Genomic DNA, 17,976 nt, shown 5'->3' on the forward strand with positions numbered 1-17,976 from the left:
CAACCTGAGCACCGACACGATCACCATCAACACGGCGGCCTATAATGATCCGCCGGCGCTGCTGGGCGTGGCGCCGACGTCGGGCGGAATTCAGTTCGACGGCGTCGATGACAAAGTCGTCGTCGCAGACGCTGCGAACCTGCGCCCGGGCACCGGCAGCCAGACGATGGAGGTCTGGTTCTACTGGGACGGCAGCGCCAACGAATTGGACTCAAGCCAGCAGTTCCTGATGGCGAAAGGCAACCTGGCCGGTGGTTGGGAAGGCACATCCATATTCCTGGCCAATCTAGATACATCGCCCGAATTGAAGGTTCGCGTTGCAACGACCGGAACCGGCGGCACGCCGGCTGTTTCGAATGCGGCTGGACAAGCCATCGACATATCGGGCCTGGAACATGGTTGGCACCACGTTGCCCTGGTGCTGGATCAGTCACAGGCTACAGGAACGATTTCCGGTTATCTTGACGGGGCGAACACCGGCTGGACGGATGATGCCACCAATGGCAGCACCTTCACTTCTGGGAACATCGATGTCACGAGTGGTGTCATCTTTGGTCAGTCGCAGACGGGGTCGGCCAACAAGTCATGGTATATCGGCCAGATGGACGAAGCGCGTATCTGGTCCGAAGCGCGCACCGCCGAGGACATCGCCGGGAACTACCAGCAGCGCCTCGATGCCGGTGTCGACACCACGAACCTCGAAGGCTACTGGCGGTTCGATCAGATCACAGACGCCGGGACGGCAATCGATCATTCCGGCAACGGGAACGACGCCGTCGTCGGGCAGGGTTCGCCCGCGGATGCGTTCGCCCCGACGATGAGCTTCAACGGCTCCACCGACGAAATCACCACGGCCAGCCCGCCGGAGATATCCGGCTCGCATACGGTAGAGGCCTGGTACAAGACAACCTCGACAGGCACGGTGGCCGTTGTCTCAAGCGACGATGTCGGCGCTGACGGCACCAACGCGATGCAGATTTACGTCACCAACGGCCAGCCGAACCTGGAGGTCGCGGGCTCGGGCGGGATCGACGTCTTTACGCTGAGCGCAAACTCGACGAACGACGGCGAATGGCACCATATCGCTTATTCCTACGATGCGTCGACGCAGACATTCGCCGCCTATCTCGATGGTGCGCCGGCAGGCGGCACGATGACGTTGAACCAGGACATCGGCACATTCGCGCCCGACGGCAACCTGCAGATCGGCATCAACCGTCTGGGCAGTGCGAACTTTAACGGCGAAATTTCCGACGTCAGGGTCTGGGACGATATCCGCACATCGACGGAGATTTCCGATAATTATACGTCTCGCCTGAACGGCGGAGAGGCGGATCTGGCAGCATATTATCGACTGGATCAGGACGGCGCCGACAGCACGCCGAACGGCAACGACGGCACGCTCACGGGCACGACGCTTATCTATCCGTCAACATCGCCGACGCCGATTCCGTTCGCGCGGTCGCTCGAGTTTGATGGCAGCGCCGATTACGTTTCGATCAGCGGCGCGCCGGCCAGCATGTCCGCCATCACGTACGAAGCCTGGATCAAGCCGGACACGGTTTCGGCTTACGGCAACATCGTCTCCAAGGCTTCGGATACCTTCGGGACCAGTTTCGTTATTTGGTCGGACGGCAGACTCGGGCTGCAAACGGATGGTGGCAGCTGGACGTACTCGACATCCACCGTCGCGGCAAACGAATGGCAACACGTTGCCGTCAGTTACGACGCGGCGGCCGCGGGCGGCACGATGACGTTCTATATCGATGGGGTGAAGGACAACACCATAACGGGTGTTGGCGGCACCATCGACCCGTCCACGCTGTTCGCCATCGGCAGTCAGGACGGTGACGCGGCCGCGAACCTGTTTAATGGCAATATCGCCGATGTCCGGGTCTGGAACGACGTTCGTACGGACAATGAAATTCGCGACGGCATGACAGGATATGTCGATAGCAATTCGACGAACCTTATCGCCAATTGGCGCCTGAATGACGATCTGGGCGCGGTGACGGCTGGCACGACAATCACGGACAGCGCCGGTGGTATTGACGGATCCATCGTCGGCGATCCGCAGTTCGTCGACGGTGCGGCGCCGGTCTACAGCTATTCGTTCTCGACCGACGAGGATATCGCTGTACACGGTTCGTTGGCCGCGACGGATGCCGAGACCGCATCGCTGACATTCACGCTCGATCAGGATGCCGGACACGGCACGGTCAGCATCGACAGCAACGGCGAGTTCGTCTATACGCCCGCCGGCGATTATTCAGGTGCGGACAGCTTCCGCGTCAAGGTCAGCGATGGTTCGGCGACGGTGACGCGGACCATTGCCGTCAGCGTCGAGGCCGTGAATGACACGCCGGAAATCCTGGGGGCGCAGACCACGTCCGGTACCGTGCAGATGGATGGCGTCGACGATTATATTCAGGTCCTGCACGATCCGGCGCTGAACCCGGGCGAAGGCAGCTTCAGCGTTCAGTTGATGGCGGACTTCCGCGACACATCGTCGCTTCAATCGCTGCTTTCGAAGGGCAACGCGACGTCGAGCGTCGAAGGCTGGAACGTCTTCATTCAAAGCGGATATCTGTACGTGCGCATGGGGGACGGCGGCGTCGATGCAGCAAACAAGGCGGAACTGAAGTACGACCTGACCGGGATCGACGGCTGGCACGAGATCACATTCACGCTCGACCGCGATAACGGCACGTTCGATGCCTATTTCGACGGTTCGTCAACCGGCTGGAGCCAGACTGCGGGGCGGGACAATGATCCGTCTGGCTGGAATGTTTCCAACACCGATCCGCTTCTGATGGGCAAGACAGTCAGCGACACGGCCTTTGCAAACACGGCCATCGACGAGGTCCGTATCTGGAACACCGCGCTCAGCGAAGCTGAGGTTTCCAACAACACCAACACGAGCCTGACGGGCTCGGAAAACAACCTGGTTGCCTACTGGCAGTTCGAGGCGGATCAGCAGGACACGGCTGCGGGCACTTTCGCGGACCTGACCGGCAACGGCCACGATGCTTATCTGGGGGCGCTTGAAGCCGGCGACGATGCCGAGCCGCAATTCCTGATTCCGCCGGCACAGGCGATGCAATTCGACGGTGTCGATGACAAGATCGTGGTCCTCGACAACGACCAGCTCTCGACCGGGACCAACGATTTCAGTGTCGAAGCGTGGGTCTATCGTGACACGTCGGGGACCGAGAACGTCATCATCGACAACCGGGATTCCGCCTTCAAGGGCTGGATGTTAGGCGTCAGCGCCAGCGATACGCTGGAACTGGCGATGGAAGACGCCAATGGAAACACCAGCAATGTCTTCTCAACGGCGACCATCCCCATGGGGCAATGGGTGCATGTTGCCGTCACCGCAGACCGTGACGGCGATGCGACGTTCTATGTGAACGGCGTGGCCGGGGGCACGGCCAGTATCGACACTTCGCCGGGCTCGCTGACAGCCGTCAGTAACCTTCTGATCGGCGATACCGACACCGCCGGCTCAACCTATGACGGCTGGAGCGGCATGCTCGCCGATGTGCGTATCTGGGACGATGTGCGCGATGCGTCGGAGATCGGCGGCGACAACTTCGGTCATTTGCAATTGCCGCAGGAAGGCCTGGTCGGCAACTGGCGTCTCGACGATCCGTCGGGCACGGGCGAGGTGGTTGATTATTCGGGCCACGACAATACCGGCACCGTGAGCGGTGCGACAAGCGTTGCCGTTTCGCAAAACATCTATGAATCGACGATCACGCTTGATGAGGACACGCCGATTGTCGGCACTTTGCAGGCCACCGATGCGGAAGGCGATGCCGTGACGTGGTCGCTCGACGCCGGGCCTTCTAACGGCACGCTTTCTTTGTTGTCGAACGGTACGTTCAAGTACACGCCAGCGAGTGATTATTCTGGATCCGATAGTTTCACGGCGACGGTCACGGACGCAAACGGCGCGTCCCGGTCGCAGGTCTTAACCCTGTCGATCGGCGAGCGTGTCGACGCGCCGCAACTGCTCGGTATTTCTGCGCACGAAACGGTGCTGCAGTTCGACGGTGCCAGCGTGCTCAATGCCGGACGTGGAGACAGTGATGTGCTGGCCATCACGGGCGATGTCACGGTCGAAATGTGGATACAGCCCTCGGAACTCAAGAATGCGCACCTGCTTGCATTCGGCAGGGCAGATGAAACGCTTGCCGGCAATGTGCTGTATAGCCTGGAAATGCAGGCATCAGGTGCGTTGCGCTTCTTCCACGAAGATGCATCCCTCGCCAACGTGACGCCGACGACAACCGCGACGCCGCTGGTCGCCGGTGAATGGGCACACGTCGCCGCGACGCGCGATACGAATGCCGGGACTGTCAGCTTCTATGTCAACGGCGAGTTGCTTGAAACCATCGACTACGTCGGCGAGGCGTCTGGCGGGTCGGCGAGCGAGCTCCTGTTCGGCGCACTTGATCTGAGTGACGACTATGCGGGTCTGATGGACGAGGTTCGTGTCTGGAATTCGGTCCGCACCGGAGATCAGATCGCCGATGCCTATCAGCGCCATCTAAGCGACGATGAAATTGCCCAGGCAACCGATCTGGTCGGGTACTGGGACTTCGACGAGAAGAATGTTGACGGCTCTTACGCCGACCTGAGCGGCAACGGCGCGGACACCAACCCGGCATCGACAACGGACAGCGATGTTGCCGCCCACCTGTTGCGTTACACGACGTTCGACGGCACCGACGACAATGTGGTCATCGCAAATGACGCCACGCAGAGCGCCACCGACGTGACTGTTGAGGCATGGTTCCGTGCCGACCCGAACGGGACAGGTTCCCAGCGGATCATCACGAAGGAAACCGATGGTGGCGGTGCTAGTGAATACTCTCTTTTAATCGATTCCAGTGGCTACTTGACCGGCTGGAGCGGATCGACACCACTGTCCGGATCGACCGATCTCCGAGATGGCGAATGGCATCACGCCGCGCTGGTAATTGAATCCGGCATTATCGGGGTCGGAAACATAAAGCTCTATCTGGACGGCGCTGAAATCGACAATAGTGGCCTCGGGCTTCTGATCCCCGCACCTAGTTCCTCGCAACCCGTTGTTATTGGCGACTTCGATAACGATGACGGCTATCAGGAGAATTTCCAGGGTGATATCGGAGATGTCCGTATCTGGGACGATGTCCGCACAAGCGGCGAGATCAGCAACAACAGCACCACAGTATTCTCGTCGTCGGAGCCGAACCTTGTCGGCTATTACCGACTGAACGACACTGGCGGAACCGCGACCGTCACCGATAGTTCTGCAACCGGCAACGATGGCACCCTGCAGAATGGTGCATTCGTGGCATTCGACACGGCGCCATTACCGGTACCTGTTAAGGGTGATGCGCTCGAATTCGATGGCTCGAGCACATATGTAAGCATGGGCGATGTCGCCGACGTCGACGGTCTCGCCGCGATGACGGTTTCCGCCTGGGTCAAACCCGATACGGTCGGCACTCATTCGATCGTCAGCAAATACAAGGACGGCGATCAGGGATATCTGTTCCGCCTGCGCGGTGACGGTGATCTGGATGTCATTCTTGCCGATGAATCAAATCCAGCGACTCAGGCTTTTTGGACGTTCGATGCCAACTATTCGGCTGGTGAGTGGGCGCATGTCGCATTCACGGTCGAAATGAACGGTGGCTCGCCTGTCGTCAAGGCTTTCAAGAACGGTGTCGAACTGGGCGTTGTTACGTCGGCGAACACATCTGAAATCGACACCGCGAACCTTAACGACACGTCGGCGTCACTGCAGATCGGTGCACGTCAGGACGGAAGCGGTAACCCGTTGGATTTCTTTGACGGCGTGATAGCCGATGTGCAGATGTACAATGTGTCCCTCGGTGTAAGCGATATCGGCACGGTGATGTCGGGCGGCAAAGTTGCGTTGTATGATCCGGTCGGTTCCTGGCCACTGAACGAAGGTGTGGGTGTGGCGGCCGACGATGTGGCGGGCAACTACAACGGCACGATCACCGGTGCGACGTGGGTCGATACCGCCCCCGATGTCTATGCCGATCACACGTTCGTTGATGAAGGTGGGTTCCTGCGTGGCGAAATCGGCGTGGCCGATAGCGATGCCGGTGAGACCTTTACCTTCAAGGTTGTCGATGACACGCACTTCGGCGAACTGGTTGTCGATCCGACGACCGGTGCCTTCGAATACGAGCCGGTGCCGAACTTCACCGGCGAGGATACGTTCACGATCCGCGTTACCGACAGCGACGGTCTTTATACCGAAAAGACCATCGCCTTCGAAGTCAACAATGTGCGCGATGACGCGCCTGTCATGGACGGCTATGACGGCGGATCGCATATCAGCCTCGCCGACACCGAAACCTTTGTCCTGCCGGGTGTGACGACGACGCCAGCCGACTTCACGATCGAGACCTGGTTCCGCGCCGACGGCACGCAGGATGCCGGCGATATCCTGTTCTCGGCCGTTGGTGGAACGCATGATCTTGGTGTCAAGTTCAATGCCAGCGGCGGACTGGACGGCTTTGTCCGAGACGTTGACTCCGTTGGCCCTGCCGTCGACGTGCTGGACGGCGACTGGCACCATGTTGCATTACGTTTCGACAGCGCCGACAACGGTTTCGAGGTTGTCGTTGATGGTCAGGCCGGCTCGAGTGCAAGTAAAACGTTTACCAACGTCGGCGCGCTGACTTTCGGAGACGTGACCACGGGCCTCGGCCTTGTCGGCGACATCGATGAAGTTCGCTATTGGAATACCGTCCGCACCGACGATGAAATCAAGGCGGACATGCACACCACCGTCGATCCGGCAACGACCGGGCTGGTGGCATATCTGCGCGCCGACGAAGGCACCGGCACCACGGTTGCCGATCTGACCGGTAACGGCAACGAAGCCACGGTCCCGTCCGGCGCGCTGGTGACGGATCAGCATTCAACGCTTGCACTGTCGCATGACGCGCGCACGTCGCTGTCGTTCTCGGATGCAGACTCAAGCATGGCCAGCATGGGCACGGTGACGATCCCCGATAATGCCCTGGCACTGACGTTCTGGGCCAACGTCGCCGCATCGGCGACGGAAAACCGGATCATGGAGATCAATGACCTGAGCGGTTCTACGCCGAACCCGCTGATGGTTTCTGTCGGCGATGAGGGCGAGGTCTTCGTCGAAATTTATGACGGTACAACGACGGTCACGCTGAATGCCGGAAACGGCTGGAATTACGGCGAGTGGACGCACTTCGGCGTCAGCTATGACGGTACCGATCTTGAGCTGTACATCGACGGCACGCTTGCTGCCACGGAGGATGCCAGCGCGCTGAATATGGCCGGGGTGTCCGGCAGCATGTTCCTTGGGGTCGACGTCGACGGTGAAGACGCCGGGTTCACCGGTGAGCTATCGGATATGATGCTGTGGAACACGGATCTTCCCGAAGCCGCCGTTCGCACAGCGATGCTGGGCCGTGTGCCGGCGGCCACGACGGATGAGTTGATCGGCGCCTGGCCGATGGACGATGGCCTGACGGGCAGCGCCTATGACGCCAGCGGCAACGGTTACACCGGATCGCTGACGAACGTCACCGTTTCCAGCGAGGTTCCACCGCAGCCGGGTAACGCGTCGGGCATGGACTTCGACGGCGCCACCGGCTTCGTGAAAATCGCCGATGACGGTGTCGGCGATAACCCGCTGGCGCTGAAGGGCGATATGACGGTCGAGTTCTGGGTCAACCCGGAAAGCTTCGGTGCGGGCCGGGTCTTCAGCTTCTCCGGCGAGGCGACAACCGACGATGCGCCCAACAATTCGCTTTATGAACTTTACATAACCACAGGCGGCAACGTGCAGTGGGTGCAGGAAAACGGCGCCGGGTCAGATGAGAGCATTTCACCATTCACATCCACCGGGATCGCATTGGACGCGTGGTCACATGTGGCCCTGGTCCGCGATGCATCGGCACAGACGATCACCCTGTATGTCGATGGCACCGCAGTCGGCTCACCCGTCAGCTATACGGCGCATCCAACGGGCGGCGATAACGGCGAATTGTTCATCGGCGTCAACGGCGGCATGCAGCACTTCTTTGACGGCCAGATCGCCGATGTCAGGGTCTGGGACGATGTACGCACGCCCGTCGAAATTTCATCGAACCTGAACCATGAACTGGTCGGCGGTGAAGAGGGCCTTGTCGGGTACTGGCCGCTGAGCGAAGGCACGGACCGCACGGTTCGCGATCTCAGCCACAATGCCGCCGACGGTGACATGCACGGCGGTGCCAATTGGGTCGACGCATCTACGGTCGTCACGGACGTTGGTTCCATGGTTCAAGGCCGCATATACGCTCAGGACATGGACAGCGACCCGTTGACGTATGAACTGGTCGGCGCGCAGAGCGTCACGAACACCGGCGAAACCCAGGTCAATTCCACGGCGGCAAGCGACCAGCTCGATCCTTCCGTCGGCGCGTTGGTGGATGGCGGCTATGTCATAGCCTGGACATCGACAGGACAGGACGAGGGTGCGACGCTCGGCGTCTATGCACAGCGTTACGATGCACTTGGGAATGCGGTCGGTTCGGAATTCCTGGTGAACTCGACAACGGCGAACAATCAGGAACACCCGGATGTGATTGGCTTGTCAGACGGCGGGTTTGCCATCGCCTACACTCACTATCACGATGCGACGTTCCTCGAAGGCGCTTACGTCACCATTTACAACGAGGACGGCACCGTCAGGGCTTCCCAGTTTTCGGCATCCCAGGTGACGGGCGTTTCCGAACTGTATCCGAATATAGTCGAACTGGCGGACGGTAACCTTCTTGTGACGTTTAGCGATGTCACGAATGCGGATGTCAAATTCAGCATCGTTTCCTCTGCCGACGGCTCACCGGTAACGAACGGCGATATCGCGGCAACCGCTGATAATGAAGACGCATTGCAGGTTACGGCGCTGCCGGACGGCGGTTTCCTTGCTGTTTGGGAAAACGTGACGAATGAAACGATCGAAGCACAGCGCTTCGATGCCACGGGTGCCGCAGTTTCCAGGGACGGCGTGACGGCCGGCGCGGACGTTTATCAGATCAACTTCGGCACGCCGACAAATGTCGGCAATACGAATGTGGCCGTACTCGATGACGGGAATGTTGCCATCGCTTGGCTGCAGAACGATGGCGTCGATACCGATGTTCGCTATCGGGTGTTTGATTCCACAGGAACGCCGTTGTCCGCATTCAGTTCGACTTCGGCTTTGGCGACGGCAGATTCGTCAGACGGGCAAAACCAGATTGACCTTGCCGTGCTTTCCGATGGCGGTTTCGTTGTCGGTTGGAAAGAAAACAACGAGGTCCTTGGGCAGAAATTCGATGCTAACGGCACGAAGATTGACGGCGAGTTCAGTCTGAACACGACGACCGCCGGGATTCAGAAAACACCGGCCCTTGCCGGGCTTTTGGACGGAAGTTTTGTGTCAGCCTGGAATTCGGGCGGCGGCCAGGATGGGGACAGCGAAGGGGTGTTTGCGCAGCGCTTCGATGCCCCGGCAAGCCTTCTGCAAACGCAAAACGGCGTTGTCTCGATAGATCAAACCGGGGTTTATAAATACGGCGGCGGTTCGCAGGGTGCCGATACCTTCACGGTCAAGGTTACGGATCCAAACGGAAACGTCGATTACACCACGGTAACGGCCGGGGTGCTCGGGACCACAACATGGATCGGCGGCGACGGCGGCGGCGCGGATGATCCTTCAATTGCGGCGAACTGGTCGAACGGTTTGCCGGATGCGTACACGGTCGCAACCATCGGCGACACCGCCAACCCGCCGATGCTGACGACACTCGGCACCTTTGCCGATGAAACGATGACGGTCGGAGCAATCGTCAACAACGGTCCGGATGACCTGGCCATTGCCTCCGGCACGATACTTGAACTGGCGCAACCCGTGGCTTCCGTGATCTCCGGCGGATCGCTGTCGCTAAGCGGGACAATTACCGGCGAAGGCAGCATGACATTCGGCGCCGCGTCGACCTTCAACTTCTCAGAAGGGACGATCTCGACGGACGGCAGCATCGTCGTTAGGGGCAGCGCCAACATTACCGGGGCGACGACACGAACGGTCGATACCACGCTGGTGCTGGCCGGGACCACGACGCTCGGATCGGCAGCCACGATCAACGGGACCGGCAATGTGGAAATCGCCGGGACGACAACCGTCAGCGGCACTGGCAGCACAATCTCCAATGATCTTTATATTGCGCCCACCGGCACGCTGCAGATCACGGCGACGGCCAACAACAACATCGATCTGACGGGCAGCAGTGTCGTTAATGCCGGTCTGATCCTGCTCGGCGGGTCTTCGACCAACACACTTGATATCGACATCACCAACGCAACGCTCCGCAACGAAGGTACGATCCAGTTCACCAATACGGAATCCGCCGGCGTTCGCAATCTGCGCGGCAACATCGAGAACCATGGCACGATTGACGTCGATGCCAATGGCCAGCTTATAGGATCGGGCGGCAACAGTCTGCTTGTCGATATCCGGGACGGCAGCATCGATATCGCATCCGGCGCGACGCTGACCGTCGGCAGCGGCTCGAATGTCGAAAGCATCATCGTCGGACCGGACACGGTGCTGACGGGCGACGGCACGCTGAATTTCACGACCGGCAACGAACTGATGGTCGACGGGTCGTTCGTCTATACCGCCGACATGCCCGCACTTGTGATGGGCAGTGCTGTCGACATCGTATCGTACGACGGCGGGCCTGTGACATTCACGGTTGGCGCCGGCGCCACACTGGACATATCGAATCTCGCTTTTACGTCAGATGTCGAACTCATCAACTACGGCACGCTGACCACCAGCGGTGCATTCGATGTTTTCGGCAGCTTCACCAACATGGAAGGCGCAAACCTGACGGCGACCATGGGTGCTGTTACCAATTATTGGGACTTCGGCGACGACGTGAACAACTACGGCACCATCACCGTCACGGAAACCGATGCGTCGACCAGCTTCTTCCAGTTCAATGTTGCCGGCGGCGAGCAGCTCAACAACCACGGCACGATCACCATCGACCAAAGCGGATCGTCATCCGGAACCACGGCGACGTTCCACGCCGACATCCACAATTACGGCACCTTTAACGTCAACCGCAGTGTTGACCTGAACGGCAGCGGCTCGGCATTGCACACCAATGCCGGTGTCATTGCCATTGCCTCGGGGGCGACGCTGGCATTCAAGGCTGGCGACGATCTGACCAACCTCGAAAGCGGAACCATAACCGGTGCGGGGACTCTGGATTTCACCGCGAGTGGTGCCGTTTTTGTTAATGAAGGCGTGATCGATGTCGCCGGTATAACTGCGGCAACTGTCGATGCGCTGAGCGTCGCAGGCAACATGGTCGCCACGGATAGCAGCGTCATCAACATCGATGTCGGCAACGACAGCGGCGGCGCGGTCAATGACAGCCTCAGCGTCAGCGGGGAGTTCACCATGGCCGGCACGCTGAATGCCAGCTTCATCAGCGGCAACACGCCGGTGGCGGGTGACATCTTCAACACCATCAGCTTCGGCACCGCGACGTCCGGCACCTATTTTGCCGAGATCGACGGCATGGAAGGCAACGGCGTGATCCTGCTGGATCCGACGTTCGGGGCCTCGTCGCTCACGTTGACTGCGGTCATCAACGCGATTTCCATAACCTCCGGAACAGACGTCCTCGCAGGTTCGTCGACGGCGGATTACGCCTATGGCGGCGCGGGTAACGACATCCTTGAAGGCGAGGGCGGTGCGGACGTGCTGATCGGCGGCGCCGGCGATGACGTTATCCAGGTTTCCGACAACAGCTTCCACTTCATCTCGGGCGGGGACGGTACGGATACGCTGGTGGCGCGCAACGGCCTCGATCTGAGTGCCGTGCGGAATGATATCGTCAGCGGTTTCGAGGTCGTCGAGCTTGGCTTCGGCGCACTGACCCTGGATGCCGACGACGTGATGTCGATGACAGCCGGCACCAACGCCCTCACCGGGACCGAAAACACGCTGATCGTGACGCGTAACGATTTCGGCGAGGCCATCGATATCGGCACCGGCTGGGAGGCGGCTACAACAACGACGCTGACCGTCGATGGCGAGCTCAAAACCTTCGACAAACAGGTGCACAGCGTCAGCGGTGCGACGATTTACGTTCAACAGACGATCGCCAAACCGGATGATATGACAGCCGCCCTGGGTATCAAGATTGCCGGCGAGTTCAGCGGCGACAGTTCCGGTTATTCGGTGAGCAGTGCCGGGGATATCAATGGTGACGGGTTCGGTGATTTTATCATCGGCGCACCTCTTGGGGATCGGGATCAAACGGCGGACATCGCCGATACCGGGGCTGCTTACGTCGTCTTCGGCGCGGCGAGCGGACTGACGGATATCGATCTGACGGATATCAGCATCGGTGACGGCACCCTTGGTTTCAAACTGGAGGGCGGAAGTGCCGGTGACGGAGCGGGCGTATCGGTTTCGTTGCTCGGTGACGTTAACGGCGACGGCTTCGACGATATTATCGTCGGCGCGGATTATGCCGGGGTGAACGACGAAGGTGCCGCATACGTTGTGTTCGGCAAGGATACGGGCTTTGCCAATGCCTATAACCTCGAAGCGCTTGGCAGTGCCGGATTCAAGATCAGCGGTGTGTTAACGGATGACTATGCCGGAACGTCCGTCGGCGGACATGGCGATATCAATGGCGACGGCCTGGACGACATCATCGTTGGCGCCCGCCAAGATGTGTCTAATGCCGGCCAGGCTTATGTCATCTACGGTGCGACGTCGCTCGGCACGGATTTGTCGACCAGTGCCATAACCGGCGCCGTCGGCACGACGATTTCCGGCGTAAGTGCCGATGATTTGGCCGGTGTTTCGATCGATATTGCCGGTGATATCAACGGCGACGGGTATGACGACATGATTGTCGGCACTCTGAATGCAGAGGAGGCCTACGTTCTGTTCGGCAAGGACGGCGGGCTCGGCAGCAGCTACGACCTGTCCACCGTGGACGGCAATACCGGGTTCCGTATTACGGCAACGGTCGGTGCCGGGTTGTTGGGCGCATCGGTTTCCGGCCTCGGTGACATTAACGGCGACGGATATGACGACATGATTGTTGCCGCGGCTAGTGCCGATACACCGACCGGTATCGCTTCCGGTGCGGCGTATGTGGTGTTCGGCAAGGCGGCAGGCTATACGGCGGCGCTCGATGTGGACGATCTTGACGGCAGTGATGGCTTCCGGATTCAAGGATCGGAAGCCTATGCAGGTGTCTTTAGCGTTGCGGGTGCGGGCGATTTCAACGGTGACGGGTTCGACGACATGATCGTCAGTTCGCCGCTCACGGATGCGAACACCGGTTCCGCCTATGTTGTCTTTGGCTCGGGTGACGGGTTTGCTGCCGATATCTCGCTCGGCGACTTGTCCGCCGAGCAGGGCGTCCGGTTGAGCGGCAGTTATGCTGGAGACAATCTCGGCATTTCCGTGAACAGCGCCGGCGATATTAACGGCGACGGATTCGATGATCTGATCCTCGGCGCCTCTGGGACGGAATACTATTACAGCGGCGGCGAGGGGAATTCATACATCGTTTACGGCGGCGATTTCTCGGGCGAAGTCGATACTACTGGTTCGGAATATGACGATGTGCTGATCGGCTCCAGCGGTAATGACACATTGGATGGCGGCGAGGGGGGCTCAGACGTCCTGCGCGCCGGGGCCGGCGATGACACGCTTATCATCAGCAATAATTCGTTTACGCGGATCGACGGCGGCAGCGGTCAGGACACGCTTTATCTGCAAGGCGGCTTCGATCTCGATTTCACGTTAATTTCAAACGGCCTGGTGACGGGCATCGAGCATATCGACATGGATAACGATATGCTGAATGTTCTCGACATCGACTTCGCCAGCGTGCTCGATATCGGTGAAGCGATCGATCAACTTGTGGGCGAGACGAACATGCTGGTGATATCCAAGGATGCAACTGACGAAGTCAACCTGATCGGCAACTGGACCGAGCGCGCCGAACAACCGGCGGCAGCGGCCTCGCAAGGCTATACGGTCTTCGACAGCGACGATTCCAATGCCTCGGTGGCGATCCAGAATTCCCTGCCCGGCGGTGGGCTTGCCTGATCGTCATGCCGCCACGTAAAAAAACAGCCGCCAAGTCCAAGTCTCCGTCCAAGAAGACATCATCGGTAAAATCAAAACCGGGTGACAAAACGGGCACGGACGACAGCGCCAAGAGCGTTGAGTTGATTACTTCACGCCATTTCGCTTCGTGGATGGCAGGGCAGGGCATCAGTCTTGCCTTCACTACCTATCAGGCATCGAAACTTTTTCTGATCGGCCTGACCCCGGAAGGGGAGATATCGGTATCCGAGCGGACCATCGATCGCTGCATGGGGATCGCTAGTTCGGGCCGCTCGCTCTACGTCGCCTCGAAATGGCAGATCTGGCGGTTCGAAAACGCCATGAACCCCGGCGAGCGCGCCGACGGGTACGACGCCGTCTATGTTCCCAAGGCGAGCCATGTGACCGGCGATGTCGATTGCCATGAAATGGCCGTCGACGGCGATGGTCGTCTGGTGTTCGTCAACACCCTGTTCAACAGTCTTTCGTATCTCAGCCGGGACTACAGTTTTTTCCCGGCATGGAAGCCCGATTTCATTTCGGCTTATGTACCCGAGGACCGCTGTCATTTGAACGGGGTTGCCATACAGGACGGCCGCCCTGCTTACGTGACGGCCGTATCACGCTCCGACATGGCGGATGGCTGGCGCGACCGGCGCAAGGACGGCGGCATTGTCATCGACGTCCGCAGCAATGAAATCGTCTGCGAAGGCCTGTCGATGCCGCATTCGCCGCGCCTGCACGGCAAGACGCTGTGGGTGCAGGATTCAGGTACGGGATTTCTCGGCCGTGTCGACGTGAATGCCAAGAATTTCGAACCCGTCGTGATGTGCCCCGGATTTCTGCGCGGTATGACCATCGTCGGCAATTTCGCCATTGCCTGCATTTCCAAGGGCAGGGAAGGACATACCTTCGGCGACCTGGCGCTGGAACAGAATCTGAAAGACCGTGACACCGACGCCCGCTGCGGTCTGGTCGTGATCGAACTGACGTCCGGCAATATCCTGCACTGGCTCAGGCTCGAAGGCCTGGTCGAGGAATTGTTCGGCGTGGCAGCCCTTCAGGGCGTGCTCAATCCCCGGGCCGTCGGCTTCAAAAGCGACGAGATCGCCCGCACCATCAGCCTGCCGCCCGATCTTAATTAAACTGCAAAATTGATGACACGAAATGGATGCAGTTTATAATAAACATCCTGATTGCTCATGCGCGTAAACGTGGAATGTATGTGGAAATGAAAAAATCTGTTCGGTATGTCAGCGCGCTTCCATTTCTTTTGCTTACGCTACTATCGGGATGTGTAGCAGGCGGCTATCAGTTTTTGCATTATGAGAATGTCAATTCCAGCGAATACCGTTTAGACCGGATGGCCTTCAAGCAAACGGGAGATTCTGTATCTGGAGAGGAAATTTGTGCAATCGAGGTTTATTCGAAATTTTATAACCGAGAAGGTAAACTGGCGGGTTGCGGGTATTTGGTGGATAAGTGTAGCGGTTGGACGAGCAGCGAACTGACAGAAAAATGGTTCGCGAGCGCCACTTTGCTTCTCGATGGCAAGGAAATTTCCAACTCTGGTTTTTTCAGTCTGAATGATGTCGGCCCCAACAAGGGGCAGGCAACATGCGTCATTACCGAGAAGCCTTGGCAGTCGAATTATCATAACCAGCAACCGGTCTTTCGCGGTCAAGATGTTTCAGTCGCATACTGATTGTCTGCTGGTTGCTGGTTAATGCATTCCAGCGGCTTGAGGAATTCGCTAGGTGCGACCCTCATTGCTCTATGTGTATTCCTTTCTGCATGTAGAGCAGGACTGCCTTACGATCCTGGCATCGAAAAATTCAACACGAAGCATTTCCTAAATGGCATGCATGCCTCTCCTGATGAGTGCGGTGCTTATAGGGATCGGTTGTGGGTCGTCGTTGAAGGAGAGGGATACTGCATAAGATATTTTGGAAGCAAACTCCAAAAGCCGACCGATATTCTCCAAGTATATCTATCCGGTGACTTGCCAGCCGGTGATATTTGGGCGTTGTACGATGAATATACACCGAGAACGCTGACGGCTTTTGCGAACGGTATCGCAGAGACCGGTAAAATTCCGACAATTGTTGTTGCACGACCGGGGACATTCGGTTCCTCCGGTGACCACAAAAAAGTCAGCCGATGGACAGGGCATGAAGCACGTATTCTCAATGCTGTGCTTAATGAGATGAAGAGCATATATGGGATAAAAAAATTCGGACTTGTCGGTCAGTCGGGCGGTGGGCATGTCGCTGCATATTTGCTGACGCTTCGCACCGACATCAAGTGTGCAACGTTGGCATCGACACCTCTCTCTCTTGAGCATTACCGAAAGAACTGGAAGAGCGTGATCGATTTTTCGGATTTCGCGGAATACTTTTGGGACCCGTTGATACATTGGCCTGATGTTAAACGCGATGAAAAGCGACGCATCCTCGTTATGAACGACAAGAAAGATCAAGTCGTGCCGTACGAAGGGGCGCGAGCATATGTGCAACGGGGCATGGCCAGAGGGCACAATGTATTTTTCATTGATGCCAAGGCGAAGGATAAGAACTTCCACGGCCTGGGAGTATGGGGACTGGCCGTAAACACCTTCTGCGTAAAGGGGCTATCCGATCAAGACATTCAAGAGAAAATTCAAATGGTGAACGGCAACTCCTAGAAAGAATTACCGGGCAAGGATCCGTTCGACGAATTCCAGCCGGTCCTGCCCCCACAGGGTTTCATTGCCGATGATGAAGAACGGTGCCCCCATGACACCGCGTTCGATCGCCGTGTCGGTGTCGGCTTCCCATTTCTGCGTGACGGACGGGCTGAGTGCCGCGGTGGACAGCAGCTTGCCGTCGAGACCGCACGAATCGGCGATCTCGATCATGGTGTCGGTATCGGAAATGTCGCGTTCCTCGGCCCACACGGCGCGCATGATGGCGTGGCAGAAATCATAGACGTCTTTGCCTGTCTCCTGTGCGGCGATGACCATGCCGGCGGCCAGCTTGTCAGAAACGGGGAAATGCTTCGGCTCCAGGTTAAGCGGCACGTTCCGGTATTCACGCCAGCGCCGGAGTTCCTGCATCCTGAGTGCCTTGCGCGCATCCGAGCGCTTGGCCAGCGGTAATCCGCCTGTGGCCCCGAATACACGTCCCAGATTGACCGGTATGTGGCGAATCTTCGCGCCGTGACGGTCGGCAATTTTCTTGAATTCGGCATCGCCCAGATAAGTCCAGGGGGAAACGAGGGTGAAATAGTAGTCGATGGTGGGCACGGGCACTCTCCTTTTTCGCGCGAAGTTTGCATACACTCTCGTGTTTATAGCGCTGCGGCAAGAGCACCGGTGTTGCGATTTTACAACGAATTCAAAATTCTCACTTTTTTTGCGTAATTTACGGTTTCTTCACGTTGACAGAAAAAACTGAGGTCCTAACCATTGTCACATAAGGGTCATTAAAGGCTCGGACGAGAAGTCCCCGGGGAGGCGCGTCGTGATACCGCATAGGGGGTTCGTACATGGAACGTACGCCGCATAACGGAGACCAGGTTTTTGAGGTTTCCATCTATAACAAGGAAGTGCGCTCTCTCGTAAAAGAGAACATGAGCCACGACTTTTTTGACGATCACTGGGCAGATGAACAAGTTCGCGATGTCCTCGCCGAAACGGCGGACGAGGCGCGTCAACTTGTCGGAAAACGATTCCCGCCAGATGAGGGTTTCGTGATCGCTTCGGTCAAACCGCTGCAGATGGCCTGATTCGTCGCCGCCTCGCC

6 protein-coding genes (1 of these 6 running past the window's edge) are annotated in these 17,976 nt (G+C 58.3%); 5 read left to right on the forward strand and 1 reads right to left on the reverse strand.

The genetic code is table 11. The features are described 5' to 3' along the window. From L2D14_10505 to L2D14_10520, 4 genes are all read left to right on the forward strand, one after another. Positions 1-14,194: the 3' portion of a LamG-like jellyroll fold domain-containing protein gene (locus tag L2D14_10505; GenBank protein WNJ98304.1), read on the forward strand. Its footprint begins 13,925 nt before the window's first position; only the last 14,194 of its 28,119 coding nucleotides appear in the window; its start codon lies beyond the left edge, outside the window; it ends in the stop codon at positions 14,192-14,194. Between the two features lie 5 nt (positions 14,195-14,199). Further along, positions 14,200-15,339 (forward strand): TIGR03032 family protein, encoded by a 1,140-nt coding sequence (locus L2D14_10510; GenBank protein ID WNJ98305.1) that lies wholly within the window; start codon positions 14,200-14,202, stop codon positions 15,337-15,339. Positions 15,340-15,419: 80 nt separating this feature from the next. Then, entirely contained in the window at positions 15,420-15,899 is a 480-nt protein-coding gene (locus L2D14_10515; protein ID WNJ98306.1) for a hypothetical protein, read from the forward strand. Between the two features lie 21 nt (positions 15,900-15,920). Next, positions 15,921-16,877: a hypothetical protein gene (locus tag L2D14_10520; GenBank protein ID WNJ98307.1), complete on the forward strand. Its 957-nt coding sequence runs from the start codon at positions 15,921-15,923 to the stop codon at positions 16,875-16,877. A gap of 6 nt (positions 16,878-16,883) precedes the next feature. On the opposite strand, the gene L2D14_10525 is transcribed toward L2D14_10520, so the two are convergent. Next, positions 16,884-17,477 carry a 2-hydroxychromene-2-carboxylate isomerase gene (locus tag L2D14_10525; GenBank protein ID WNJ98308.1) on the reverse strand — a complete coding sequence of 198 codons (594 nt, stop codon included), beginning with the start codon at positions 17,475-17,477 and terminating at the stop codon, positions 16,884-16,886. A 242-nt stretch (positions 17,478-17,719) separates the two neighbouring features. Here L2D14_10525 and L2D14_10530 point away from each other — a divergent pair, with 242 nt between their 5' ends. Then, on the forward strand, positions 17,720-17,959 hold the full coding sequence (locus tag L2D14_10530; protein ID WNJ98309.1) for a hypothetical protein: 240 nt from the start codon (positions 17,720-17,722) through the stop codon (positions 17,957-17,959). The last annotated feature ends 17 nt before the right edge of the window (positions 17,960-17,976 follow it).

The sequence above is a fragment of the Thalassospiraceae bacterium LMO-JJ14 genome (assembly GCA_021555105.2).
Classification (GTDB): Bacteria; Pseudomonadota; Alphaproteobacteria; order Rhodospirillales; family Casp-alpha2; genus UBA4479.

Bases quoted from the DNA above. Each gene is read 5' to 3' on its own strand.
- L2D14_10510 (WNJ98305.1), top strand. From the start codon at position 14,200: ATGCCGCCACGTAAAAAAACAGCCGCCAAGTCCAAGTCTCCGTCCAAG.
- L2D14_10520 (WNJ98307.1), top strand. From the start codon at position 15,921: ATGCATTCCAGCGGCTTGAGGAATTCGCTAGGTGCGACCCTCATTGCT.
- L2D14_10530 (WNJ98309.1), top strand. From the start codon at position 17,720: ATGGAACGTACGCCGCATAACGGAGACCAGGTTTTTGAGGTTTCCATC.